Consider the following 21,302-nt stretch of genomic DNA (forward strand, 5'->3'; position numbering starts at 1 on the left):
ATGCGGCCGGGTAACAGCCGCCCCGCACGCTTCTCGGCATGACCTCGAAACAGCGCGTGGTGGTGATCGGCGGCGGCATGGCCGCCGCCCGGCTCGCGCGCCGCCTCTGCGACGGCGACGGCGGCCGGCAGGCCCGGTACGCGGTGACCGTGATCGGCGAGGAGCCGCACGCCCCGTACAACCGCGTCCTGCTCGCCGAGGTGCTGGCCGGCCGCTACGCCCCCGAGGTGATCGCGCTGCCCGCGGTCGGCGGGGCGCGGTGGCTGAGCGGCGTACGGGCGGTCCGCGTCGACCGCGACGAGCGCCTCGTGCACTGCGACGACGGTCACGCCCTCCCGTACGACCTCCTCGTCCTGGCCACCGGCTCCAACCCCGTACTGCCGCCGCTGCGCGGCCTCTTCGCACCCGGCGCCGGCGAACTCCCGAACGGCGTGCACCCCTTCCGCACGCTGGACGACTGCCGGGCGCTGGCCGCCGCCGAGGGCCGCCGCGCGGTCGTCATCGGCGGCGGGCTGCTCGGAGTGTCGGCCGCCCGGGCGCTCGCCGAGCGCGGCGCACAGGTCGTCCTCGCGCACCAGGGCGAGCACCTGATGGAGCGCCAGCTCGACGAGGCGGCGGGCGGCCTGCTCCGCGACCACCTGCACGACCTCGGCGTCGAGGTGCACACCGAGTGCCGCGTCCGCGGCCTGCGCACCGAGAACGGCGCGGTCCGCGCGGTCGAACTGGCCGACGGGTACGCGCTCGACGCCGACCTCGTCGTGCTGGCCTGCGGCGTACGCCCCCGTACCGGCCTGGCCGCGGCCGCCGGCCTCACCGTGCGCCGCGGCATCGTCGTCGACGACGCGCTGCGCACCGACGACCCCCGCGTCTTCGCGATCGGCGACTGCGCCGAGCACGACGGCGTGACGTACGGCCTGGCCGGCCCGGCGCTGGACCAGGCCGACCTGCTGGCGGCCCGGCTGCTCGACGACGCGGCGCGCGACTACCGCGGTACGCGGGCCCTCACCCGGCTGACCCTCGGCGGCTCGGGCACCGGCTCCGGCCCCGCCGCCGTCCTCGACCTCGCCGCCTTCGGCGAGACCACCCCGGCCCCCGGCGACGACGTCATACGGCTCAGCGACGCCACCCGCAGCGCGTACCGCCGGGTCGTGGTCCGCGGGGACCGGCTGGTCGGCGGCATTCTCCTCGGCGATCTCGGCACCGTCGGCGCGCTCGCCCGTACCTGGGAGGGCGACGAGCCGCTGTCCGCCGCTCCCGTGCTCCACCTGCTCACCAATGATGGAGGCCACTGACCATGACTGCCACTCCCACGATCGTGCTCATCGGCCATGGGATGGTCGGCCAGCGCTTCCTGGAGGCTCTCGCGGACCGCGGTGTCACCGGGTCGGCACGCGTCGTCGTCCTCTGCGAGGAGCCCCGCCCGGCGTACGACCGGGTCCAGCTCACCTCCTACTTCTCCGGCCGCACCCCCGAGGAGCTGTCCCTGGTCGAGGCGGGCTTCATGGCGCAGCACGGCATCGAGCTGCGCCTCGGCGACCCGGCCGAGTCCGTCGACCGCGCCACCCGCACGGTGACCGCCCGCTCCGGCTTCACCGTCGAGTACGACCACCTCGTCCTGGCCACCGGCTCCTACCCGTTCGTCCCGCCGGTCCCCGGCAAGGACAGCAAGGGCTGCTTCGTCTACCGGACGATCGAGGACCTGCTGGAGATCGAGGAGTACGCCAAGGACGTCACCCGCGGCTCGGTCGTCGGCGGCGGCCTGCTCGGCCTGGAGGCGGCGGGCGCTCTCAAGGGCCTCGGGCTGGACACGCACGTCGTGGAGTTCGCGCCGCGGCTGATGCCCGTACAGGTCGACGAGGGCGGCGGCGAGGCGCTGCGCCGCACCATCGAGGACATGGGCGTGACCGTGCACACCGGCGTCGGCGGCAAGGAGATCACCGCGGGTCCGGACGGCGCGGTGACCGGCATGGAACTGTCGGACGGCTCCCGCATCGACACCGACATGGTGATCTTCTCGGCCGGTGTCCGGCCGCGCGACCAGCTGGCCCGCGACTGCGGCCTGGAGGTCGGCGAGCGCGGCGGCATCGTGGTCGACGCGGCCTGCCGCACGGCGACCGACCCGGCCGTGTACGCGATCGGCGAGTGCGCGCTGGCCGTCGACGGCCGGGTGTACGGCCTGGTGGCGCCCGGCTACGAGATGGCGGAGACGGCGGCCGCCGCGATCGCCTCGGTCGACACCGCGGGCTTCACCGGCGCGGACACCTCCACCAAGCTCAAGCTGCTCGGCGTGGACGTGGCGTCCTTCGGCGACGCGCACGGCACCGCCGAGGGCTGTCTGGACGTGGTCTACGCCGACTCCCGCTCGGGCGTCTACAAGAAGCTGGTCATCGGCGAGGACGGCACGCTGCTGGGCGGCGTCCTGGTCGGCGACGCCGAGGCGTACGGCACGCTCCGCCCGCTCACCGGTTCCGTCCCGCCGGTCTCCCCCGAGCAGCTGGTCCTCCCCGCCGGGGCCGGCGCGCCCGTCGCCCTCGGCCCCTCCGCGCTCCCGGACGAGGCGGTCATCTGCAACTGCCACAACGTCACCAAGGGCGCCATCCGCGCGGCCGTCACCGAGCACTCCTGCGGCACGGTCCCCGAGGTCAAGAAGTGCACCAAGGCCGGCACCGGCTGCGGCTCCTGCGTGAAGGCGCTGACCACCCTGGTCAACGACGAGCTGGAGCTGAACGGCGTCACCGTCGACAAGGGCCTGTGCGGCTGCTTCCCGCACACCCGCGCCGAGCTGTACGAGATCGTCCGCACCCTGCGCCTGACCTCGTACGAGCAGCTGCTCGCCTCGCACGGCAGGCCGGAGGCCAGGGACGGCGACGGCTGCGAGGTCTGCAAGCCGACCGTCGGCTCGATCATCGCCTCCCTCGCCCCCACCCTCGGCGCCAGCGGCTACGTCCTGGACGGCGAGCAGGCGGCGCTCCAGGACACCAACGACCACTTCCTCGCCAACCTCCAGCGCAACGGCTCGTACTCGATCGTGCCGCGCATCCCCGGCGGCGAGATCACCCCCGAGAAGCTGATCGTCATCGGCGAGGTGGCCCGTGACTACGGCCTCTACACGAAGATCACCGGCGGCCAGCGGATCGACCTGTTCGGCGCCCGCGTCGACCAGCTCCCCCGCATCTGGGCCCGCCTGGTCGACGCCGGCTTCGAGTCGGGACACGCGTACGGCAAGGCCCTCCGTACGGTGAAGTCCTGCGTCGGGCAGACCTGGTGCCGCTACGGCGTCCAGGACTCCGTCCGCATGGCCATCGACTTGGAGCTGCGCTACCGGGGCCTGCGCTCGCCGCACAAGCTGAAGTCCGCGGTCTCCGGCTGCGCCCGCGAGTGCGCCGAGGCCCGCGGCAAGGACTTCGGCGTCATCGCCACCTCCAACGGCTGGAACCTCTACGTCGGCGGCAACGGCGGCGCCGATCCGCGCCACGCCGACCTCCTCGCCCAGGACCTCTCCGACGCCGAGCTGATCCGCCTGATCGACCGCTTCCTGATGTTCTACATCCGCACCGCCGACCGCCTGGAGCGCACCTCGGCCTGGCTGGAGCGCATCGAGGGCGGCCTGGACCACGTACGCGACGTCGTCGTCCACGACTCCCTCGGCCTCTGCGCCGAGCTGGAGGCCCTGATGGCCGACCACGTCGCCCACTACCGCGACGAGTGGGCCGAGACGCTCAACGACCCCGAGCGCCTCTCCCGCTTCGTCTCCTTCGTCAACGCGCCCGAAGCGCCCGACCCGTCCGTCCGCTTCGTCCCCGAGCGGGACCAGATGAAGCCGGACCTGGACCTCCTGGCCGGCCCCACCCTCCCCGTACGCACCCTCGAAGGGACCGTTTCCCGATGACCGAGACGCTCGAACGCCCGCTGACGACCGGCACCCTCGAACTGCGCACGGACCGCGGCTGGCTGGCCGTCTGCGCCTCCTCCGCACTGGTCCCCGGACGCGGCGTGGCCGTGCTCCTCCCGGACGGCACCCAGGCGGCCGTCTTCCTGGACCGCACGGGCCGTCCGTACGCGATCGGCAACCGCGACCCGTTCACCGGCGCCTGCGTCCTCTCCCGCGGCCTCACCGGCTCCGCCGACGGCCGCCCGTACGTCGCCTCCCCCCTCCTGAAGCAGCGCTTCGACCTGGAGACGGGCGCCTGCCTGGACGACCCGGCCCGCTCGGTCCCGGTCTACGAGACCCGGCTGGCCCGGGAGACCGCGGCAGCCGCCTGACCCGCCCACCCGGCGGCCCGGCGCCCCGCGCCCGCCGCCCCACCTGCCCGGCCGCCCCGTCCCGCGCCATCCCTGCCCTGCCCGGCGCGCGGCGGGGCGGTCGCGTACGGACGGGCACGGTGCACCGGCGTAGCCTGACCTCGGCTCTACCGATGAGTACATACGCACCGCGTACGTGGGCACCCTCCTGCATGCGTACCGAGTCCATACGTACCGAGAGGTTCAGGCAATGGCCCGCCGCTGGAACACGTCCCACATTCCCGACCAGACCGGCCGGCTGGCCGTCGTGACCGGTGCCAACAGCGGTCTCGGCTACGTCACGGCGCGCGAGCTCGCCCGCCGCGGCGCACGGGTGATCCTGGCCTGCCGCGACAAGGACCGCGGCGCCGCGGCCGTCGCCCGGCTCCACTCCGAGCTGCCCGCGTCCGAGATCGAGCTGCGCACGCTCGACCTCGCCGATCTGGCCTCCGTACGCGCCTTCGCCGACGAGCTGGCCGCCACCCGCCTCGACCTGCTGATCAACAACGCCGGTGTGATGGCCCTCCCCCACCGCCGCACCGCCGACGGCTTCGAGATGCAGTTCGGCACCAACCACCTCGGCCACTTCGCGCTGACCGGCCTGCTCCTGCCCGCACTGCTCGCCACCCCCGGCGCCCGCGTCGTCACGGTCTCCAGCGGCTTCCACGCTCTCGCCGACGTCGACCTGACCGACCTCAACTACGAGCGGAACCGCTACCGCCGCTGGATCGCCTACGCCCGCTCCAAGTCGGCCAACCTCCTCTTCACGCACGAGCTGGCCGCCCGGCTCGGCGGCGCCGGCTCCGACGTGCTCGCCGTCGCCGCGCACCCCGGCTACGCCGACACCAACCTCCAGACGGCCGGCGTCCGCATGGAGGGCCGCACCCGCGCCGAGCGCTACGCCGCCCTCGGCAACCGGCTCGTCGCCCAGCCCGCCGAGGCGGGCGCGCTGCCCAGCCTCTGCGCGGCGACCGCCCCGGGCATGCGCCCCGACGCGTTCCTCGGCCCGCAGGGCGGCCTCCGCGGCGCGCCGGCCCCCTCCTTCCGCGCCCGCCGGACGACGGACGACGCCACGTCGGAGGCCCTGTGGGCGGCCTCGGAACAGCTGACCGGCGTCACCTACGACTTCACTTCTCCGGCGCCGGCCTGACGTTCTGGGTGACGTGGAAGACGTTGTCCGGGTCGTACCGCCGCTTGACCCGCGCCAGCCGGTCGTAGTTGTCGCGGTACGTGGCCCGGACCCGGTCCTCCCCCTCGCCCTCGCCGAGGAAGTTCACGTAGGACCCGCCCATCGAGTACGGGTGCAGCGCCTCCCAGTACGCCACGCACCACTCCTTGATCACCCGCGCGTTGGCCGGGTCGGGGTCGATGCCGGCGAAGACCCCGGACCACAGCGCGTCCCGGTAGCTCCACGCCGTGTCCTCCCGGCCGACGCGTCCGGCCGCGGCGTCCACCGGGTACAGGTGCATCGTGGACAGGCCGGTGGGCAGCGCCTCCCCGAACCGCAGATGCACGTCGAGCGCCTCGTCCGGCACCCGGTCGAAGAAGGCGCCGCGCCAGTACCACTGGAGCCCCGTCGGCAGCAGCTCGTCGAACAGCCGCTGCATCTCCGCGTACGGCATCGGCGTCGAGATGTGGAAGGCCGGCCGGCCCGCATCGCGCGCCCCGGCGAGCGCCTCCCCGAGCACCGCTTCCGTCCGCCCCGCTTCCCCGGTGTGGCACCACAGCACGCCGCACATCTTCTGCCCGTACAGTTCCTCGGGGAACGGCGGCCCGGGCGGCACGGCCATCACCGTGAAGAACCCGTACACGTCCTCGGCGGCGCGCGGCATGAACTCCCGGTACCAGCCGAGCACTTCGCGCGTACGCTCCACCGGCCACACGGTGACGCCGAACCCGACCGTGTCGACCGGGTGCAGCCGGTACGTGAACGACGTGACCACGCCGAAGTTGCCGCCCCCGCCGCGCAGCGCCCAGAACAGGTCCTCGTACGCGTCCTCGCTCGCGGTGACGAGGGTCCCGTCCGCCAGCACCACATCGGCCGCCACCAGACTGTCCAGCGTCAGGCCGTACTTGCGGGTGAGATAGCCGTGCCCGCCGCCCAGCGTCAGCCCGCCGAGCCCGGTCGTCGAATTGATGCCGGTGGGCACGGCGAGCCCGAAGCCCTGCGTCGCGTGGTCCAGGTCCCCGAGGAGGCTGCCGCCCCCGGCCTGCGCGGTGCGGGCCTCCGGATCGACCCGCACCCAGCGCATCGGCGCCAGGTCGGCGGTGATCCCGCCGTCCACGACCCCGAGCCCGGGCGCGCTGTGGCCCCCGCCCCGTACGGCGAGATCGACGCCCCGCTCCCGCGCGAAGGCCACCACATCCCGGACGTCCACCACGTCCCGGCACGCCACCACGGCCCCCGGCCGCTTGTCCAGCATCCCGTTGTAGACCTTCCGGGCTTCGTCGTACCCGCCGTCCTCCGGCCCCACGACCGGCCCCCGTACCGCTTGCCGCAACGCTCCCAGAGTCCCCGGCTCCATGGCGGCCCCCATGGCATCGCACCTTTGGCCAAAGCCCAACTCCCGGGCCCCCGGCCCTTACCCCCACCCTCCCGCCACCCCCGGCCCCGGGCAATCCCCGCCGCAGACACCGCTGCGACCCGGCAACGACGTCCTGGCGTCAGCGTCGGCCGCGCCCCAGCAGAGCGCTGCCCGCGACCACGGCCCCAATGGCGATGACCTTGGCGGCTCCGTAATACCCACCCGCCAGGTTCTCCGGCGTACCGGGCAACCGAAAGAAGACCCACACGGCCAGGACAGCCCCGAGGACGATCAGGCCGACGGCCCCCGGCCCGCTGAGCCCCGCCCACCAGGGAGCCTCGACGTGGCTCCGCTCGACGTCCTCGTGCGTCATGGACCGTTCTCCCCTGCGTGCGGCGTGCGGCGTGGATCACGAGGGAAGACGTGGAACGCCCGGAAGTGGTTCACCGGCCTCGGGCGCGAATGAATCGGCGCGGGTCGGCCAGGCAGCGATCGAGGTCCGGGTCCTCGTGGAGTTCGAAGAACTCGTCGTAGACCCGCCAGGCCGGCCCCAGTTCGGCGCGGAGACGGCCGAGAGTCCGGCCTGCCGCCTCATTGAACTCGAGGCACTCCGCTTCCCGCCACGGCCCCGGATCCGCCGGCGAAGCCCAGTTCATCGACGTGTCGTAGCGGGCCACCAGGCCCTCCAGTTCGTTGCGGAGCGCCCGACTGACCGGCAGTCGGCCCGGATCGACCGGGTACCCCCACTGCTCGCGGCCCTCCGGAGTCATGGTCCAGAGAACTCCGCCTGATCCCGCGTCGAAGAAGAACCTGAGACCGGGCATGGAACCGGGGCAGGAACCGCAAGGGGGCTCCCGCCATTCAGGCAGATCTGCCACGTCCGAGGCGTGACCGCCCCTCAAGAACCGGTCGAAGGCGTCGAACTCGTTCTCCCCCAAGTAGTGGCCGCCGGTGTGATGGAGGGAGAAGAAGCGCCCTTTCTCGTCCACCAGCAGAAGCGCGTACTCGGACGTCTCGTAACCGACGGGGAAGAGGGTCGTGCCGAGTCCGGTCGCCATTTCCCGGATGTCTTCCGCGTCCCCGTCGTATCCGGCGGTGGGTTCCATGTCCCAGGCGGAGTTCCGCACCGTGGGGTGGTCGAGGTGCAGCGACCCGTACGTCCGGATGACGCGTACCGCGGACGGCGGCGGCGTCAGGGGGGTGCCCTGTCGCTCGGCGTCGTCCACGCGTATGCGGATCAGTTCGTCGGCGCGTGCGCCGATGTCGCGCCCCGGAGTCCAGCCGTTCGCGGCCAGCCAGTCGGATACCCCTGTCACGTCGTCCCCGTGAGCGATTCCCGCGACAGGCCCAGTTCTCGGGCCAGGGCCTCCTCCGCCCACTGGAGCATGGTCGTGCGCGACAGCGGGCCCTGGTACGAGGTCATCTGGACCGCGAGGCCGTCCAGGAGGGCGGTGAGGCGCCAGGCCGCGGCCGTGGGGTCGGGGCAGTCGAACTCGCCGGCCCCCGCGCCCTCCGCCATCACATCGGCGAGGGCGGCCTTCCACTCCTGGTCCAGGCCGCCGGCCGTCTCCCGGAGGACCGGGTCGCGGAGCGCCGCCGCCCAGCCCTCGATCCACAGGCACCAGCCCTTGGCCTGACCGGTCGGCGCGTACCAGCGCACCGCCGCGCGCAGCCGGCGCACCGCGGTCGTGCGGCGGTTGAGGAGGCGGCGCAGGTGGGCGAGGTCGGCCTCGGCGGCGTGCGCGAAGGCCGCCGCGACGAGCTTCTCCTTCGTGGCGAAGTGGTACAGGACCAGGGCGTTGGAGACGCCCAGCGCGGAGGCCACATCGGAGACGCGGACCGCCGCGACGCCGCGTGCCTCGATCTGCTCGATGGCGGCGCGCAGCAGCTCCTCGCGCCGCTCCGCCACGTTCAACCGGACTCTTGCCACGTCGTCAGCCTACAACCGGGGGCGTGCGAGAACCCTTGACACCGCGCGGCGACGGGTTCACAGTCACCCACTACCCACTACTGACTGTCCATTCAGTTAGTTGCAGTGGTTGCAGCAGTTGCAGCAGTCGCAGTGAGTTCGGTTGGAGCGCGTGCCGCGTCGTCGCTGGAGTTCGCCATGACACATGCAGAGACCCGATCGTCGTCCGCACCACCCGGCCCCGGGAGGAGACCCGGACCGGACACCGGCTCGCCCGACCTGTCCGAGGGGTGGGGCGAACAGCGGGGCCGGCTGCGGAAGGACCTTCGGCGGCTGGACGTACTGTTCTTCCTGATCTGCACGCTGGTCGGGCTGGACACGATCGGGTCGGTCGCCGCGCAGGGCCCGCAGGGGCTGACCTGGATGGCGATCCTCGCGCTCGCCTTCTTCCTGCCGTACGGACTGCTGGTCGCCGAGCTGGGCTCGGCGTTCCCCGTGCAGGGCGGGCCGTACGTCTGGACGCGGCTCGCGTTCGGGCGGCTGACGGCCGGCCTCAATCAGATCCTGTACTGGATTTCCAATCCGGTCTGGGTGGGCGGCAGCCTCTGCATCATCGCGCTGACGACCTGGGAGGAGTTCTTCACCCCGCTGCCGGGCGCGTGGAAATACCTCGCCGGGCTGGTGTTCATCTGGGGCGGGGCGCTGGCCGTGGTGCAGGCCGTACGGTTCGGGAAATGGGTGCCGATCGCGGGGGCCGTCGCGCGCATCGTGCTGCTCGGCTTCTTCCTCGTCTCCGTGGTCGTCTTCGCGCTGGAGCACGGCGTGCACCCGCTGCCGGCCGAGGAGTTCACGCCGACGTACGCCGGATTCATCGCGCTCGTGCCCGTACTCATCTTCAATTACGTCGGGTTCGAACTGCCCAGCTCCGCGGCGGAGGAGATGACCAATCCACGCCGGGACATTCCGCTGTCGATCCTGCGGTCGGGGCTGGCCTCGCTGGTGCTGTACGGCGGGCCGATCCTGGGAATCCTGTTCGTCCTGCCGGCGAAGGAAATCGGGAGCCTCGGCGGATTCATCGACGCCTGCAAAGCGGTATTCACCGTCTACGGCGGGCACATCGCGAGCGACGGGACCGTGACGCTCAGCGGCGCGGGGGCCGTCTTCGGGGGCGTGGCGGCGGCCGGACTGATCGTCGGTCTGCTGACCAGCGGGGTCACCTGGGCGATGGGGGCGCACCGGGCACAGGCGGTGGCCTGCGCGGACGGCGCGGGGCCCGGCTGGCTCGGCAAGATCGACGAGCGGCGCGGCACCCCGGCGCGAGTGAACCTGCTGTCCGCCGCCATCGCCTCGGTGCTTTTCGTACTCGCGCTGAACCTGACCGAAGGGGACGGCGAGAAATACTTCGCGGCGGGCCTCGGGCTGACGATCTCCACGACGTTCATCTCGTACGTCATCACGTTCCCGAGCCTGGTGGTACTGCGCCGGAAGTACCCGGACACGCCCCGCCCGTACGCGGTACCGGGCGGGCGCCTCGGGCTGTGGACGGTCACCACGCTGGCAACGGGCCTCGTCGCCTTCACCGTCGTCGTACTCATCTGGCCGGGCTTCGGCGTCGGCTGGTTCGGCACCACGGGCAACGCCGCCGACTCCCTCCCCCCGTCCTTCGCCGACCAACGCCTCGCCTACACCCTCAGCCAGGTCTTGCCTCTCGCCCTGTTCCTGGTCATCGGCTTGGTGTTCTACGCCTTGGGGGCCCGAACGCGGCGGGCGAAGGGATAACGGGTCAGCGGGTAGCGGACTACCTGCACGACCGAGGGGTCGGCCGATGCATCGGCCGACCCCCTCGCTCATTTGTCTCTGGTACGCATCGCAGAGAACCGGAATACCCCACCGACAATCGCACCGACCACGACCCCCGCGATCAGCTGCGCCGGTTCACCCATGTCCGGCCACAGAAAGTGCGCGAGGCCGAACATCACGAGAACGGTGACGACTCCTGCGATCAATGCCTTTCCCACGACTCGCCCCTCACCCTCAGCAGTCGGCCAGGGAAAGGACGGCTCCGGACACGAGACCGCCGAACGCCCCTGCCGTCGCCCCGGGCGCACAGCCCGTTTCCGCGCCGGCAATGCACCCACCGATACCGCCGGACACCACATAGTCCTTTATCTTGCCGTTGGCGCACTCGGCATAGCTTTTCTTGGCGAGCATTGCCGACGTGGCCCCCAGCTGTTTGAACGTCTTCGAAGAGTGCACACGCACCGTCGAGCCCTTCGCCTTGTATGTGACGTGGGCCGTCTTCCCGTTCTTGAGCTCGATCGTCCTGCCGACCTTGCCCACCCGGTGCCCACCAGGGCTGATGAGCACCAGCGAGCCGTGCGCAACGGTGAAGTGGTAGCCCTTCGGCATGGCGAGGGTCGCCGTGAGGGTCCTGTCGTTCGGCGACTTCAGCGTCTTGAGCTTGATTTTCCCCCCGGTGCGCGCAGAGCTTTGCGACACCTGATGCGCCGTAGCGGCGGACGGACCCGCCTCATGAGCGGATGCCGGTGCGATCGCCGCGCTCAACGCCAAGGCGGCAACCGCGAGAACGGCAGACTTCCGGAAATGCATCTTCCCCGCTTTCCCCGTGTTGTGTGGTCCCCTCCAACCTACGAGCGGGCGCCGTAAATGATCAATCATTCGTGTGCAACTGCGGGGTAAAGGGGGGCGGTTATTCCAACACCGCCGCCGCGTCCAGTGCCACCGTTCCTCCGGGGTGGGTGAGGAGGGGGTTGATTTCTATGTCGGAGAGTTCGGGGTGTTCGGTGGCGCAGTGGGACAGGGCGCAGAGGGCGGTTGCCGCCGCGTCGAGGTCGACGGCGGGGGTGCCGCGCCAGCCGGTGAGGAGGGGGGCGTGGCGCAGGGAGAGGAGGAGGTCGCGGGCGTGGTCGGGGGTGAGCGGGGCGAGGGCCAGGGCGGTGTCGGCGAGGAGTTCGGCCCGTACGCCGCCGATGCCGGCCATGAGGACCGGGCCGAAGGCGGGGTCGCGTCGTACGCCGGCGATCAGTTCGACCGCGTACGGGGGCGTGGCCATGGCTTCGACGGCGTAGCGGTGCGCGCCCGTCGCCGTGGCCATCCGGGCGAAGGCGGCCCGCAGCGCCGTCTCGTCGGCCAGGCCGAGCGCCACCCCGCCCGCCTCCGTCTTGTGGGCCAGCCCCATCGCCTTCAGGGCGAGCGGGAAGCCGACCCGATGGGCGGCGGCCACCGCCTCGTCCGCGGAACGGACGAACTCCGCTGCGGGGAAGGTCAGCCCATAGGAGCAGAGCAGGTCGCGGGTGGTTTCGTAGTCGCCGGTGAGGAGGCGGCGGGGGGACGGCGGCGGGAGCGGCAGCGGCGGTCCGGGGCGGGTGGCGCTCAGTCGTGCCGCGCCGGACAGGGCCGCCGCGGCCTGCTCGATCCGTTCGTAGACCGGCACACCGCGCTGCCGCAGGACGGCGAGGGCCGGGGTGTCGCGGGCCATGGTGTGGACGAGGAGGGGGCGGCCGGAGTCCTCGGCGGCGGTGGCGAGTTCCCGGGCGATCTCCGTCTCGCGGGCGGCCCGGTCCGGCGCGTCGGTGGCGTAGTCGCCGAAGTAGCCGGTGAGGACGACGGCGTCGGCTTCGCCGCAGGTCAGGAGCGTACGGGTGAGGCGCGCGTAGGTGGCCAGGTCGGCTTCGCCGGCGCCGGCGAGGTCCACGGGGTTGCCGCAGCCGGCGCCGGGCGGGAGGAGCGCGGCAACTGCCTCGGCGGTGGCTGCGGAGAACGCCGGTACGTCCGCACCGCGGGCGGCGAACGCGTCGGCGGCCAGCGCCCCTTGTCCGCCGCTGTCTCCGACGACGGCGACGGTAGGGCGCGGCTGCAGGGGCGCGGGGAACTGCGCGACCGGCCGCGGTGGTGGGGCTGTCGCCGGCGGCGGGGCAGGGACCGGCCCGGTCGCCCGACCGTGCGCCCCCAGGAGGCACAGCGCCGTATCCACCACCTCCCCCGCCGTGTCGAGGAGCAGGGCGCCCGCGTCGCGGCAGACCGCTTCGACCGTGGCGCGGGGGCTGACCAGGGCGCCCGTGTGGGAGGCGGCGGCGCGGGCGGATGCGGCGGCGCGGCCGACGGTCAGCAGCAGGACCGGTTTGCCCGCCGCGTGGGCCGCGGCAAGCGCGCGGGCCAGCCGTCGGCCGTCGCGGAAGTCCTCCACGTACGCGGCGACGACGCGCGTCGGGCCGTGCCGCACCAGCGCTTCCAGGGCGTCGGCGGCGTCGATGTCCCGCTGGTTGCCGAGGGAGACGAAGCGGGAGAAGCCCTGGCCGGCGCGGGCCAGCAGGCGGCCGATCTCCAGCGCGAGGTTGCCGCTCTGGGAGACCAGGCCGACCTGGCCGGCCGGGAAGTCGCCCCAGCTCAGCCGGAGGTCGCTGGTGGTGTCGACGACGCCCATGCAGTTCGGGCCGAGGAGCCGGGCGCCGTGTGCCCGGACCAGGGACGACAGTTCCGCTTCCGCCTCGGGGGCCGGGCCGCCCGAGGTGATGACGGTGAAGCAGCGTGCACCGGCCGCCAGCCCTTCGGCGACGATCGCCCGCACCTGGGACGGCGGTACGGCCACGACCACCTGCTCCGGCGGTTCCGGCAGCGCGCCGAGATCCGGCAGGAACGGCACGCCGGACAGCTCGCCGCCCCGGTGGTTGATCAGGTGCACCCTACGGCGCGCCCGTCCGGCCAGCGCCCCGGACGCGAGCCAGTACCCCCATTTCTCGGGGTTGGCCGAGGCCCCGACGACGGCCACGGACCGGGGGTCGAAGAGCGAGGTCAGGGAAGCGGCAGCGGCCGGTGGGCACGGCTCGGGCACGGGCGTCATCGGTACCACCCGAACCGCTCCGCGATCACCGGCAGCCGGTTGGCGACGATGCCGTGGGCGGCCGCGCGCGGTGTGCAGCCGACGGCCTCGGCGCGGGCCAGCATCTGGTCGATCAGAGCGCGCATCGAGCGGCGGGTGTACGCGAACGCCTCGTCCGCGTCGGCGCCGATGTCCCCGAAGAGGGTCCACCACCACCAGGCGTTCGTACCGGAGTTGACGACCACGTCGGGCAGGACGGTCACCCCGCGGGCGGTGAGCAGCGCCTCGGCCTCCTCCCGTACCGGCATGTTCGCCGCCTCGATCACCCAACGCGCGGTGATGTCCGCCTGGTTCCCGGCATCGATCGCGTACGAGACGGCCGCCGGTATCAGCACGTCGGCTTCGGCCGACAGCCAGGCGTCGCCCGGCAGTTCGTGGTCCCCGGGACGCAGCGCGGCACGGTCCACGGTGCCGTGCGCGTCGCGCGCGGCGAGCAGCGCCTCGACGTCCAGCCCGGCGGGGTTGGCGAGGGTGCCCTTGATGTCGGCGACGGCGACGACGCGCAGCCCGGCGCGGGCGAGGAAGCGCGCCGTCGCGCCGCCCATGGTGCCCAGGCCCTGCACGGCCACCCGGGCGCCCGCGTACGGGACGCCCGCGCGGTCCAGCGCGGCGAGCGCGGCCTCCGCGACGCCGCAGCCGCCGACCAGCTCGTCCAGCCCGATGCCGTCCACGTCGATGCGGAAGGCGTCGGCGAGCCGCTGCCGGGCGGCCGTCTCGTCGTCGAGCAGCGGGTAGACCGCCTGGATGGAGGAGACCAGCCCGGCTTCGCCGGCGGCCTTGTCCACCAGGTCCTGGGTCAGGCCCAGGTCCTCGCCGGTCGTCCAGAAGTGCTCGATGTAGGGGCGCATGGCACGCAGGTAGCGCACGAGGACGCCGTACGCCTCCGGCGCGCGCGGGTCGCAGTCGATACCGCCCTTGGCTCCGCCGAGCGGGACGTACCGGCCCTCGGGGTTGTAGTGCAGCACTTCCTTCATGGTCATGCCGCGGGCCAGCCCGGTCACCTCTTCGAGGGAGCAGCCGGCCCGCATCCGGAGCCCGCCGCTGGCCACGCCGCGCACGAGGCGGTCGATGACCAGGTGGCCCCGGTGGCCGGTCTCGTGGTCGGTCCAGGTGAGCGAGGTCAGGGGCGGTTGCTGGGTCATCGGACGGGCTCCTCGGGGACGGTGATGACGGTGGGGCCGGGCGTACGGAGCGCCTTGTGGAGGGCGTCGGCGAGTTCGGCGGGGGTGCCGGCGCGTGCTCCGTGGCCGCCGTACGCGCGGGCCAGCGCGGACAGGTCGACGGGCGGTACGCCGGGCGGTGGCAGGTCTACGGCGACCGGCCGGTCACCGCGGGCCGCCATCTCGTCGCGGATCTCGCCGTACCCCCCGTTGTCGAACACGACGACGGGGAGCGGCAGCCGGAGCTGTACGGCGGTGGCCAGCTCCTGCACGGAGAACTGCAGGCCGCCGTCGCCGCTCAGCGCGACGACCTGGCGCTCGGGGGCCGCCGCCTTGGCGCCGATCGCGGCGGGCAGCGCGTACCCGAGGGTGCCGAATCCGGTGGGGTGCAGGTAGCGGCCTTCGGGGCCGACCGGGAGGTGCGGGAGCGCGCCGTAGTAGCAGCACTGGGCGCTGTCGGAGGTGAGCACGGCGTCCGCCGCCAGCTCCTCGCGGATCGCCCGCAGGTACGGGAGCCAGCGGGCGTCCCGCTCGGCCGTCTCCGCGTCCCGCTCGGCACGCAGCGCCGCGGCCGTACGCGCGGCAGCACCCGCCTCCCGGCCCGCCCCCAGCCCCGCGAGCAGCGCCCGTACCGTCTCCCGCGCGTCCCCCACCAGCGCGATGTCGGCCGGGAGGCCCGCGTACATCTGCGCCGGGTCCAGGTCGGCGCGGAGCAGCGGGCCGCGGAGGGCGAGTGGTTCGGTGGTCCACAGGTCCGCCTCGGCCAGCTCCGTACCGACCGCGAGCAGCGCGTCGCACTCCTCCGCCAGCCGGCGCCGGACCGCCGGGCTGTGCAGCGAGACGCCCAGCGAGAGGGGGTGCGTCTCGGCGAGGATGCCCTTGCCGTTGGCGGTGGCGACCACCCAGGCGTCCAACTCCTCGGCCAGCGCCCGGCATTCGGGCGCCGCGGCCCGGGCGCCGCCGCCCAGGACGAGGGCCGGGCGGCGGGCGCCCCGCAGCGCCTCGGCCGCGGCGGCCAGCGCGCCCGCGCCCGGCGTCGCCGGCACAGCGGGCGGTGCGAGCCGTACGGGACCGGCCGCCGCCGTCTCCGTGAGCAGGTCCAGCGGCACTTCGATGTGGGCCGGCCGGGGCCGCTCCGTACGGAACAGCGTCCAGGCACGGGCGACCGCGGCACCGATCTCCTCGACCGTCGAGACGCGGTGGCTGAACGCCGCCACCGCCCGCAGCGCGTCCGTCTGGCTGCGCATCTCGTGCAGCAGGCCGGTCGCCAGGCGCGGGTGGCGCAGCGGCATCCCGGGCGAGACGACGAGCAGCGGGACGCTGTCGGAGTACGCCTGGCCGACGGCCGCCGCGATGTTGAGGAGGGCCGGGCCCGTCGTGGTGATCGCGACGCCGGGACGCCCCGTGACCCGGGCGTACGCGTCGGCGGCGTAGCCCGCGCCCTGCTCGTGGCGGGGGTTGAGGTGGGCGATGCCGTACGCGTCGAGGTGGCGGTAGATCTCCAGGTTGTGGGTGCCCGGGATGCCGAAGGCCTGCGTGACGCCGTGCGCGGCCAGCGCCCGGACGAGGGCGCGGCCGCCCGTCATGTCCGTCGTCATCACATGCCCCGCGCGATGACGAGGCGCATGATGTCCGAGGTGCCTTCCTCGATCTCCTCCAGCTTGGCGTCGCGCATCCACTGCTCGACCGGATACTCCCGCGAGTAGCCCCAGCCGCCGAGCGTCTGGACGGCCGCCCAGGTGCAGTACGCGGCGGTCTCCGAGGCGGTGAGCTTGGCCATCGCGGCCTCGGAGGTCGCGTCCAGCCCGGCGTCCAGCCGCTTGGCCGCGCGCCAGGTCATCAGCCGGGCCTGCTCGACGCGGGTCCGCATGTCCGCGAGGCGGAAGGCGACGGCCTGGTGTTCGATGATCGGCTTGCCGAACTGGCGCCGGGTGGCGGCGTAGTCGCGGGCGTACTCGTAGGCGGCGCGGGCGATGCCGGTGGCCGCGGCGCCCAGGACCGCGCGGGAGATGTCGAAGGTGCGCATGAGGCCGTGGAAGCCCTGGCCCTCGTCGCCGAGCCGGTTCTCCTCCGGTACGAACGCGTCGCGGAAGAAGATCTCGCGGCAGACGATCGCACGCTGCCCCATCTTCCGCATGGGCGCGCCGAACTCGACGCCCGCGGTGTCCTTGCGCAGCAGGAACGCGGTGACGCCGCGGGCGCGCAGGGCGGGATCGGTCTTGGCGAAGACGACGTAGCTCTCGGCCTCGCCCGCGTTGGAGATCCAGGCCTTCTGGCCGTTGAGCAGGTAGCCGCCGGCGGTGCGGACCGCCGTGGTGGTGATCGACGCGGCGTCGGAGCCGGCACCGGGCTCGGTGGTGGCGAGCGCGGTCATGGGGGTGTCGGGGCCGGTGAGCGGGGTGAGCCAGGTGCGCTGCTGCTCCTTCGTGCCGAGTTCCAGCACCGGGTCGGCGAAGAAGCCGTTGGAGCAGAGGAGGTTGCCGATGCCGAGATCGCCGGCGCACAGCTCCTCCTGGACGAGCACCTGCGTGAACACGTCGGTGAAGCCGCCGCCGCCGTACTCGGCCGGGAGCATGAAGCCGGTGATGCCGACCTCGGCGGCCTTGCGCCACAGGTCCCAGGGGGTGCGGGTGTCGGCCTCGTCCACGTCGCGGGCCCGGGGCCGGATCTCGTCGCGGGCGAAGGCGCGGGTGAGGTCGACGATGTCCCGTTGCTCGTCGCTCAGCGGGACCAGCTCGGTGGGCAGCTCTGGCATGGGCTCTCCCTCTCCGGATGCGACGGCCGCGCCGGGCACGGCGACGGCGGCACCTTACTGAATCGTGAGTCAGTATTTGGAGCGGGAACCGGGCATGTCAATGAGCCCGCTTACTGAATCACCAGTCAGCGGGCGGTTCCGGTGGGAGCGGTGCGGCGGGCGGGTCAGCCGTGGCGGCCGAGGCGCCGGTCGAGTGCCCGGTCCGCCCGGTGGACCGCGTCGGCGGTGGCCCGGCGGGCGGCGTCCGCACCGGGCAGCCCGAGCGCGTCGGCGATCTCGTCCCAGCCGTGCCCGGAGGCCAGCAGGGCCCGCACGGCGGCACCGAGCGCGGAGTCGGCGGCAGCCCGTACCCGCCCGATCTCGGCAAGGGTGGCCAGCAGGTCGGGAGCGGTGCGCGCGGCGGCGCCGTGCTGCTGGACGAGGCCCAGCGACTGGTCGGTGGTGACCCACCAGTCGCCGGCGGTGGCGGCGGGGAGTTCCGGTATCAGGGTCATGAAACCAGCGTAACGACGCCGGACCACGTGACGGGCCACTTGGTCCACTGAGCGGACCTGCACGGACCCGTATCGCCGGCTCTCTCCCGCCCCTCGGAAGGTCCCGTTTCAGAAGGTCCCGTTCGTCCTCATGTTCCTCAGCGTGCCGGCGAGGGTCGTGCCCAGGGCGTGCTTGGTCTTGTGGGCCTGGGGGGTGTCGACGTGGATGGCGTTCATGTGGAGGCCGGCGTCGTTGCGGTGGAACCAGAAGCAGATGCCGTTGCTGCGGGACACCCAGAGGTGCTTCTGGGCGTTGCGGGCCACGTGCTGCTCGGCGCCGGGGGACTTGCGGAAGTCCAGGTAGGAGAAGAAGTTGACCGCGTACGGCCAGTAGCGCAGTGCGGTGTCCTCCTGGGGTGCGAGCAGGTGCCACGCCTTGACGAAGGGCACGTCCGCGTGGCGCTGCATCTCCGCGAAGGCGTCCCGTACGCCGAGCATGACGTCGGGGAAGTCCCTGTCCTCGGCCACCGAGAACTCGATGGGCATCGTGTTGATGAACCAGCCCATGGTGTGCGCGTAGGCGCCCCGGCCCCGTTCGTTGACCGGCATCAGCCCCCGGTAGACGTCGGGCCCGCCCTCCTTGCGCAGGGCCACCCCGACGGCGGCCAGTACGCCCATGAACAGCCTGCCGCCGGCCGCCTCGCACCGGGCCGCCAGTTCGTCGGCCTCCCGGTCGTGCAGAAGCGTTTCCGTAACGTTGACGGAGGGGTACAGCCGGTCCGGTTCTACGCCGAGGTCCAGCGGGAACGGCGGGAAGAAGCAGTCGCCGCGCGCGACGAACTCCTTCCAGTGGTCCAGCCGTTCGTCGTCAACGTCCATGGTGTCGGTGGCGGCGCGCTGGGCCCGGCTGAATTCGAGGTAGCTGCCCACCTCGGGCAGGGCGGGCTCCTCGCCCCGGGCGTACGCCTCGTACGCGGTGGCGATGTCGTTCACCGCGATCGGCGTCGACAGGCCGTCGGTCACCAGGTGATCGCAGGCGAAGAAGACGGTGGTGGAGTCGTCCCTGACCACCGCGCCCATGGTGATCAGCGGCCAGGAGAGCGTGTCGACGCGCTGGAAGAACCGGTGCACGTACTCCCGTACCTCTTCGGCGGAGCCGGTCGGCCCCACGTCGACACACTTCAGCTCGATGTCCTCCGGCGCCAGCGCGTCGCAGGACAGGTCGCCGGCGAGCTGCTGGAATGTGCAGCGCAGCACTTCGTGGCGGCGCACGAAGTGGAGCAGTGCCGCATCCAGCGCGGCCCGGTCGAGCGGTCCGGGGATCTCGAACGTGCCCGCCACGTACGCACAGACGGCGTCCTCGTCGCCGTGCGTCTCGTGGGCCACCGCGAAGTGTTTCGCCTGGTTGTACGTCGTCGTCTCGTACGGCGGTGCGGGGTCGGCCGCGCGCATCCGCGCGCTCACCACCGACCACTCGAAGACATGTCCCGGGGCGATCTCCACGTCTCCGATGGGTACCTGAAGCACTATGGCTCTTTCCGTCGCCTGTCAGTTGCCATGTCGCTCGCGCGGCCGGGGCGGCCAGGCCCCGGACAAGCGCTTCTTCACCCAACGAGCCGGATTGCTGACAGAAACGGGGTACCGAAGGCGGCACCGGCCGGGACGCCGGCCCGCGGTCAGCCCTCGACCCGCTCGACCTTGTCGATGAGCAGGGCGTATGCGAGCAGGCCGACCAGGACGACGACGGCGATGTAGCCGAGCGCCCAGGCGAAGGACCCGGTCCGGTCCACGATCACGCCGATGACCAGCGGGGTCAGCACGCCCCCGGCGTTCGCGGCGAAGCTGAAGACGCCGCCGCCGGTGCCGGTGAGGCGGCGCGGCACCGCGTCGGAGAAGAGCGCCCAGCTGTTCTGCATCAGGCCCTGCGCGAAGAACGCGACGGACATGAAGGTGATCACCAGCGGTACGGAGTCGGTGAAGTTCGCGCAGACGATGACCGAGGCGAGCACGAAGCCGATCATGACGGGGGCCTTGCGGGCGAACGTACGGGAGAACCGGCCCGAGTTCAGCATGCGGTCCGACCAGGCGCCGCCGGCCAGCGTGCCGACCAGCGCGGCGAGGTAGGGCGCCGAGGCCCAGAAGCCGGCCTTGATGATGCCCAGCTGCTTCTCCTCCACCAGGTAGCTGGGGAACCACGTGAGGAAGAAGAAGAGAACCGAGGCGCTGGCGAACTGGCCGATGTACATGCCCCACAGCCGCCGGTCGCTCAGCAGGACCCGCAGGTCGGCGCGGATGCTGGTGTCCAGCACCGCCGCCTCCTCCTTGGCCGCGGCGATCTCCTCGGCGGACTCCAGTTCGTCCGCCTGCCGGATGTGCGCCAGCTCCGCCGCGCTCACCTTCGGACTGTGCTCGGGCCGGTCGTAGACCTTGGCGAACCAGACCACGGAGAAGAGCAGGCCGACGACGCCGGTGATGACGAAGACCGAACGCCAGCCGAAGTGCACGGTGAGGAGGGAGAGGACGGGAGCGGCGACGGCCAGGCCGATGTACTCGCCGGAGGTGTACGTGGCGGTGGCGCGGCCGCGCTCGCGGCCCGGGAACCAGTTCACGACCAGCCGGTTGTTGGACGGGAAGGCGGGTGCCTCGAAGGCGCCGAGCGCCACGCGGATGCCGACCAGCGGGACGAAGCTGCGCGCGGCGGCGACCACGATCGTCGCCAGTGACCAGCCCACCAGTGCGTACCCGAAGGCGAGCTTGGCGCCGATCCGGTCGATGAGCCGGCCCGCCGGGACCTGGAGGAGCAGGTACGCCCAGCCGAAGGAGGAGAGCAGCAGGCCCTGCTGGGTGCCGGAGAGGTGCAGCTCCTCCTTGATGTGCGGCAGGGCGACCGAGAGGTTCGTGCGGTCCAGGTAGTTGATCGCCGTGATGACGAAGAGGCAGGCGAGCAGTCCGTAGCGGGCACGGCTGAGCGCGGGGCGGGCGGCATCGTCCACGACAGGCGGCGCGGGGCGCACGGTCGTGCTCATACGGAGACTCCTTCGTCTCGGGCCCCCGGCCGGGAGCGCGTGGGGGCGCGCGGGGAGGTCCCGGTGCGGGGCGGGAGGCGGCAAGGGGTGGGGGTGCGGGTGCGAGGGGGGCGGCGCCGTCGGGGGTGACCCGGTGGGGTGGTCCGCTGAGTGGACCGATGGGTCCGTGTGACGGCGACGATAGAACGTGTGCTGAGCATCTACAAGAGGTTGCCGGCGAGTAACCGGGCCGTTGCGGGCACGGGCGGCGCCCCTGGTCCGCGGAGCGGACCT

General features: G+C 72.7%; 18 protein-coding genes. 5 read left to right on the plus strand and 13 right to left on the minus strand.

What is annotated here, in order from left to right; translation table 11 throughout:
- Positions 1-38: 38 nt before the first annotated feature.
- The 4 genes from ABZ840_RS11715 to ABZ840_RS11730 all read left to right on the plus strand — a co-directional run bounded on the left by ABZ840_RS11715 (position 39) and on the right by ABZ840_RS11730 (position 5,431).
- Positions 39-1,292, plus strand: coding sequence for an FAD-dependent oxidoreductase (locus ABZ840_RS11715; RefSeq protein WP_361557140.1), 1,254 nt, complete (start codon positions 39-41; stop codon positions 1,290-1,292).
- A 2-nt stretch (positions 1,293-1,294) separates the two neighbouring features.
- Positions 1,295-3,889 carry a nitrite reductase large subunit NirB gene (nirB, locus tag ABZ840_RS11720; RefSeq protein WP_361557142.1) on the plus strand — a complete coding sequence of 865 codons (2,595 nt, stop codon included), beginning with the start codon at positions 1,295-1,297 and terminating at the stop codon, positions 3,887-3,889.
- A complete protein-coding gene (gene nirD / locus ABZ840_RS11725) occupies positions 3,886-4,263 on the plus strand; it encodes a nitrite reductase small subunit NirD (protein WP_361557145.1) in 378 nt (125 codons plus the stop codon). Before nirB ends, nirD begins: the two co-directional genes overlap by 4 nt.
- A 229-nt stretch (positions 4,264-4,492) precedes the next feature.
- Positions 4,493-5,431 (plus strand): oxidoreductase, encoded by a 939-nt coding sequence (locus ABZ840_RS11730; RefSeq protein WP_361557148.1) that lies wholly within the window; start codon positions 4,493-4,495, stop codon positions 5,429-5,431.
- On the opposite strand, the gene ABZ840_RS11735 is transcribed toward ABZ840_RS11730, so the two are convergent.
- From ABZ840_RS11735 to ABZ840_RS11750, 4 genes are all read right to left on the minus strand, one after another.
- Complete coding sequence (locus ABZ840_RS11735) at positions 5,409-6,806, minus strand: FAD-binding oxidoreductase (protein WP_361557751.1); 1,398 nt, start codon at positions 6,804-6,806, stop codon at positions 5,409-5,411. The two genes, ABZ840_RS11730 and ABZ840_RS11735, sit on opposite strands and share 23 nt — an antisense overlap.
- 139 nt (positions 6,807-6,945) lie before the next feature.
- Positions 6,946-7,179 carry a hypothetical protein gene (locus ABZ840_RS11740; RefSeq protein ID WP_361557151.1) on the minus strand — a complete coding sequence of 78 codons (234 nt, stop codon included), beginning with the start codon at positions 7,177-7,179 and terminating at the stop codon, positions 6,946-6,948.
- 70 nt (positions 7,180-7,249) lie between these two features.
- Entirely contained in the window at positions 7,250-8,122 is an 873-nt protein-coding gene (locus ABZ840_RS11745) for an SUKH-3 domain-containing protein (RefSeq protein ID WP_361557153.1), read from the minus strand.
- Positions 8,119-8,736, minus strand: coding sequence for a TetR/AcrR family transcriptional regulator (locus ABZ840_RS11750; RefSeq protein ID WP_361557156.1), 618 nt, complete (start codon positions 8,734-8,736; stop codon positions 8,119-8,121). Before ABZ840_RS11750 ends, ABZ840_RS11745 begins: the two co-directional genes overlap by 4 nt.
- A gap of 177 nt (positions 8,737-8,913) precedes the next feature.
- Between ABZ840_RS11750 and ABZ840_RS11755 the strand changes: the two genes are divergently transcribed.
- Positions 8,914-10,494 carry an APC family permease gene (locus ABZ840_RS11755; RefSeq protein ID WP_361557159.1) on the plus strand — a complete coding sequence of 527 codons (1,581 nt, stop codon included), beginning with the start codon at positions 8,914-8,916 and terminating at the stop codon, positions 10,492-10,494.
- Positions 10,495-10,562: 68 nt separating this feature from the next.
- Here the strand turns inward: ABZ840_RS11755 and ABZ840_RS11760 are convergent, their stop codons facing one another.
- From ABZ840_RS11760 to ABZ840_RS11800, 9 genes are all read right to left on the minus strand, one after another.
- The gene (locus ABZ840_RS11760; protein WP_361557162.1) at positions 10,563-10,733 is read right to left on the minus strand and encodes a hypothetical protein; all 171 of its coding nucleotides are present in this window, start codon (positions 10,731-10,733) and stop codon (positions 10,563-10,565) included.
- Positions 10,734-10,749: 16 nt separating this feature from the next.
- Complete coding sequence (locus ABZ840_RS11765; protein ID WP_361557165.1) at positions 10,750-11,325, minus strand: hypothetical protein; 576 nt, start codon at positions 11,323-11,325, stop codon at positions 10,750-10,752.
- A 100-nt stretch (positions 11,326-11,425) separates the two neighbouring features.
- Positions 11,426-13,576 (minus strand): acetate--CoA ligase family protein, encoded by a 2,151-nt coding sequence (locus tag ABZ840_RS11770; RefSeq protein WP_361557168.1) that lies wholly within the window; start codon positions 13,574-13,576, stop codon positions 11,426-11,428.
- Positions 13,573-14,757, minus strand: a complete 1,185-nt coding sequence (locus ABZ840_RS11775) for a Glu/Leu/Phe/Val dehydrogenase dimerization domain-containing protein (RefSeq protein WP_361557171.1) — start codon at positions 14,755-14,757, stop codon at positions 13,573-13,575. The genes ABZ840_RS11770 and ABZ840_RS11775 overlap by 4 nt, the downstream gene beginning before the upstream one ends.
- Positions 14,754-16,373, minus strand: a complete 1,620-nt coding sequence (locus tag ABZ840_RS11780) for a 5-guanidino-2-oxopentanoate decarboxylase (protein WP_361557174.1) — start codon at positions 16,371-16,373, stop codon at positions 14,754-14,756. Before ABZ840_RS11780 ends, ABZ840_RS11775 begins: the two co-directional genes overlap by 4 nt.
- Positions 16,373-17,530 (minus strand): acyl-CoA dehydrogenase family protein, encoded by a 1,158-nt coding sequence (locus ABZ840_RS11785; protein ID WP_361557177.1) that lies wholly within the window; start codon positions 17,528-17,530, stop codon positions 16,373-16,375. Before ABZ840_RS11785 ends, ABZ840_RS11780 begins: the two co-directional genes overlap by 1 nt.
- Positions 17,531-17,694: 164 nt before the next feature.
- Positions 17,695-18,024, minus strand: a complete 330-nt coding sequence (locus ABZ840_RS11790) for a hypothetical protein (protein ID WP_361557180.1) — start codon at positions 18,022-18,024, stop codon at positions 17,695-17,697.
- Positions 18,025-18,132: 108 nt separating this feature from the next.
- Positions 18,133-19,530 carry a condensation domain-containing protein gene (locus tag ABZ840_RS11795; protein WP_361557183.1) on the minus strand — a complete coding sequence of 466 codons (1,398 nt, stop codon included), beginning with the start codon at positions 19,528-19,530 and terminating at the stop codon, positions 18,133-18,135.
- A gap of 149 nt (positions 19,531-19,679) precedes the next feature.
- Positions 19,680-21,029, minus strand: coding sequence for an MFS transporter (locus ABZ840_RS11800; protein ID WP_361557186.1), 1,350 nt, complete (start codon positions 21,027-21,029; stop codon positions 19,680-19,682).
- Positions 21,030-21,302: the final 273 nt, after the last annotated feature.

The sequence above is a fragment of the Streptomyces sp. NPDC047117 genome (genome assembly GCF_040643545.1).
In the GTDB taxonomy this organism is placed as follows: Bacteria; Actinomycetota; Actinomycetes; order Streptomycetales; family Streptomycetaceae; genus Streptomyces.

Coding starts and splice junctions, on each gene's coding strand:
- ABZ840_RS11715 (WP_361557140.1), top strand. CDS start 39: ATGACCTCGAAACAGCGCGTGGTGGTGATCGGCGGCGGCATGGCCGCC.
- nirB (WP_361557142.1), top strand. CDS start 1,295: ATGACTGCCACTCCCACGATCGTGCTCATCGGCCATGGGATGGTCGGC.
- nirD (WP_361557145.1), top strand. CDS start 3,886: ATGACCGAGACGCTCGAACGCCCGCTGACGACCGGCACCCTCGAACTG.
- ABZ840_RS11730 (WP_361557148.1), top strand. CDS start 4,493: ATGGCCCGCCGCTGGAACACGTCCCACATTCCCGACCAGACCGGCCGG.
- ABZ840_RS11735 (WP_361557751.1), bottom strand. CDS start 6,806: ATGGAGCCGGGGACTCTGGGAGCGTTGCGGCAAGCGGTACGGGGGCCG.
- ABZ840_RS11740 (WP_361557151.1), bottom strand. CDS start 7,179: ATGACGCACGAGGACGTCGAGCGGAGCCACGTCGAGGCTCCCTGGTGG.
- ABZ840_RS11755 (WP_361557159.1), top strand. CDS start 8,914: ATGACACATGCAGAGACCCGATCGTCGTCCGCACCACCCGGCCCCGGG.
- ABZ840_RS11765 (WP_361557165.1), bottom strand. CDS start 11,325: ATGCATTTCCGGAAGTCTGCCGTTCTCGCGGTTGCCGCCTTGGCGTTG.
- ABZ840_RS11770 (WP_361557168.1), bottom strand. CDS start 13,576: ATGACGCCCGTGCCCGAGCCGTGCCCACCGGCCGCTGCCGCTTCCCTG.
- ABZ840_RS11775 (WP_361557171.1), bottom strand. CDS start 14,757: ATGACCCAGCAACCGCCCCTGACCTCGCTCACCTGGACCGACCACGAG.
- ABZ840_RS11780 (WP_361557174.1), bottom strand. CDS start 16,373: ATGACGACGGACATGACGGGCGGCCGCGCCCTCGTCCGGGCGCTGGCC.
- ABZ840_RS11785 (WP_361557177.1), bottom strand. CDS start 17,530: ATGCCAGAGCTGCCCACCGAGCTGGTCCCGCTGAGCGACGAGCAACGG.
- ABZ840_RS11790 (WP_361557180.1), bottom strand. CDS start 18,024: ATGACCCTGATACCGGAACTCCCCGCCGCCACCGCCGGCGACTGGTGG.
- ABZ840_RS11800 (WP_361557186.1), bottom strand. CDS start 21,029: ATGAGCACGACCGTGCGCCCCGCGCCGCCTGTCGTGGACGATGCCGCC.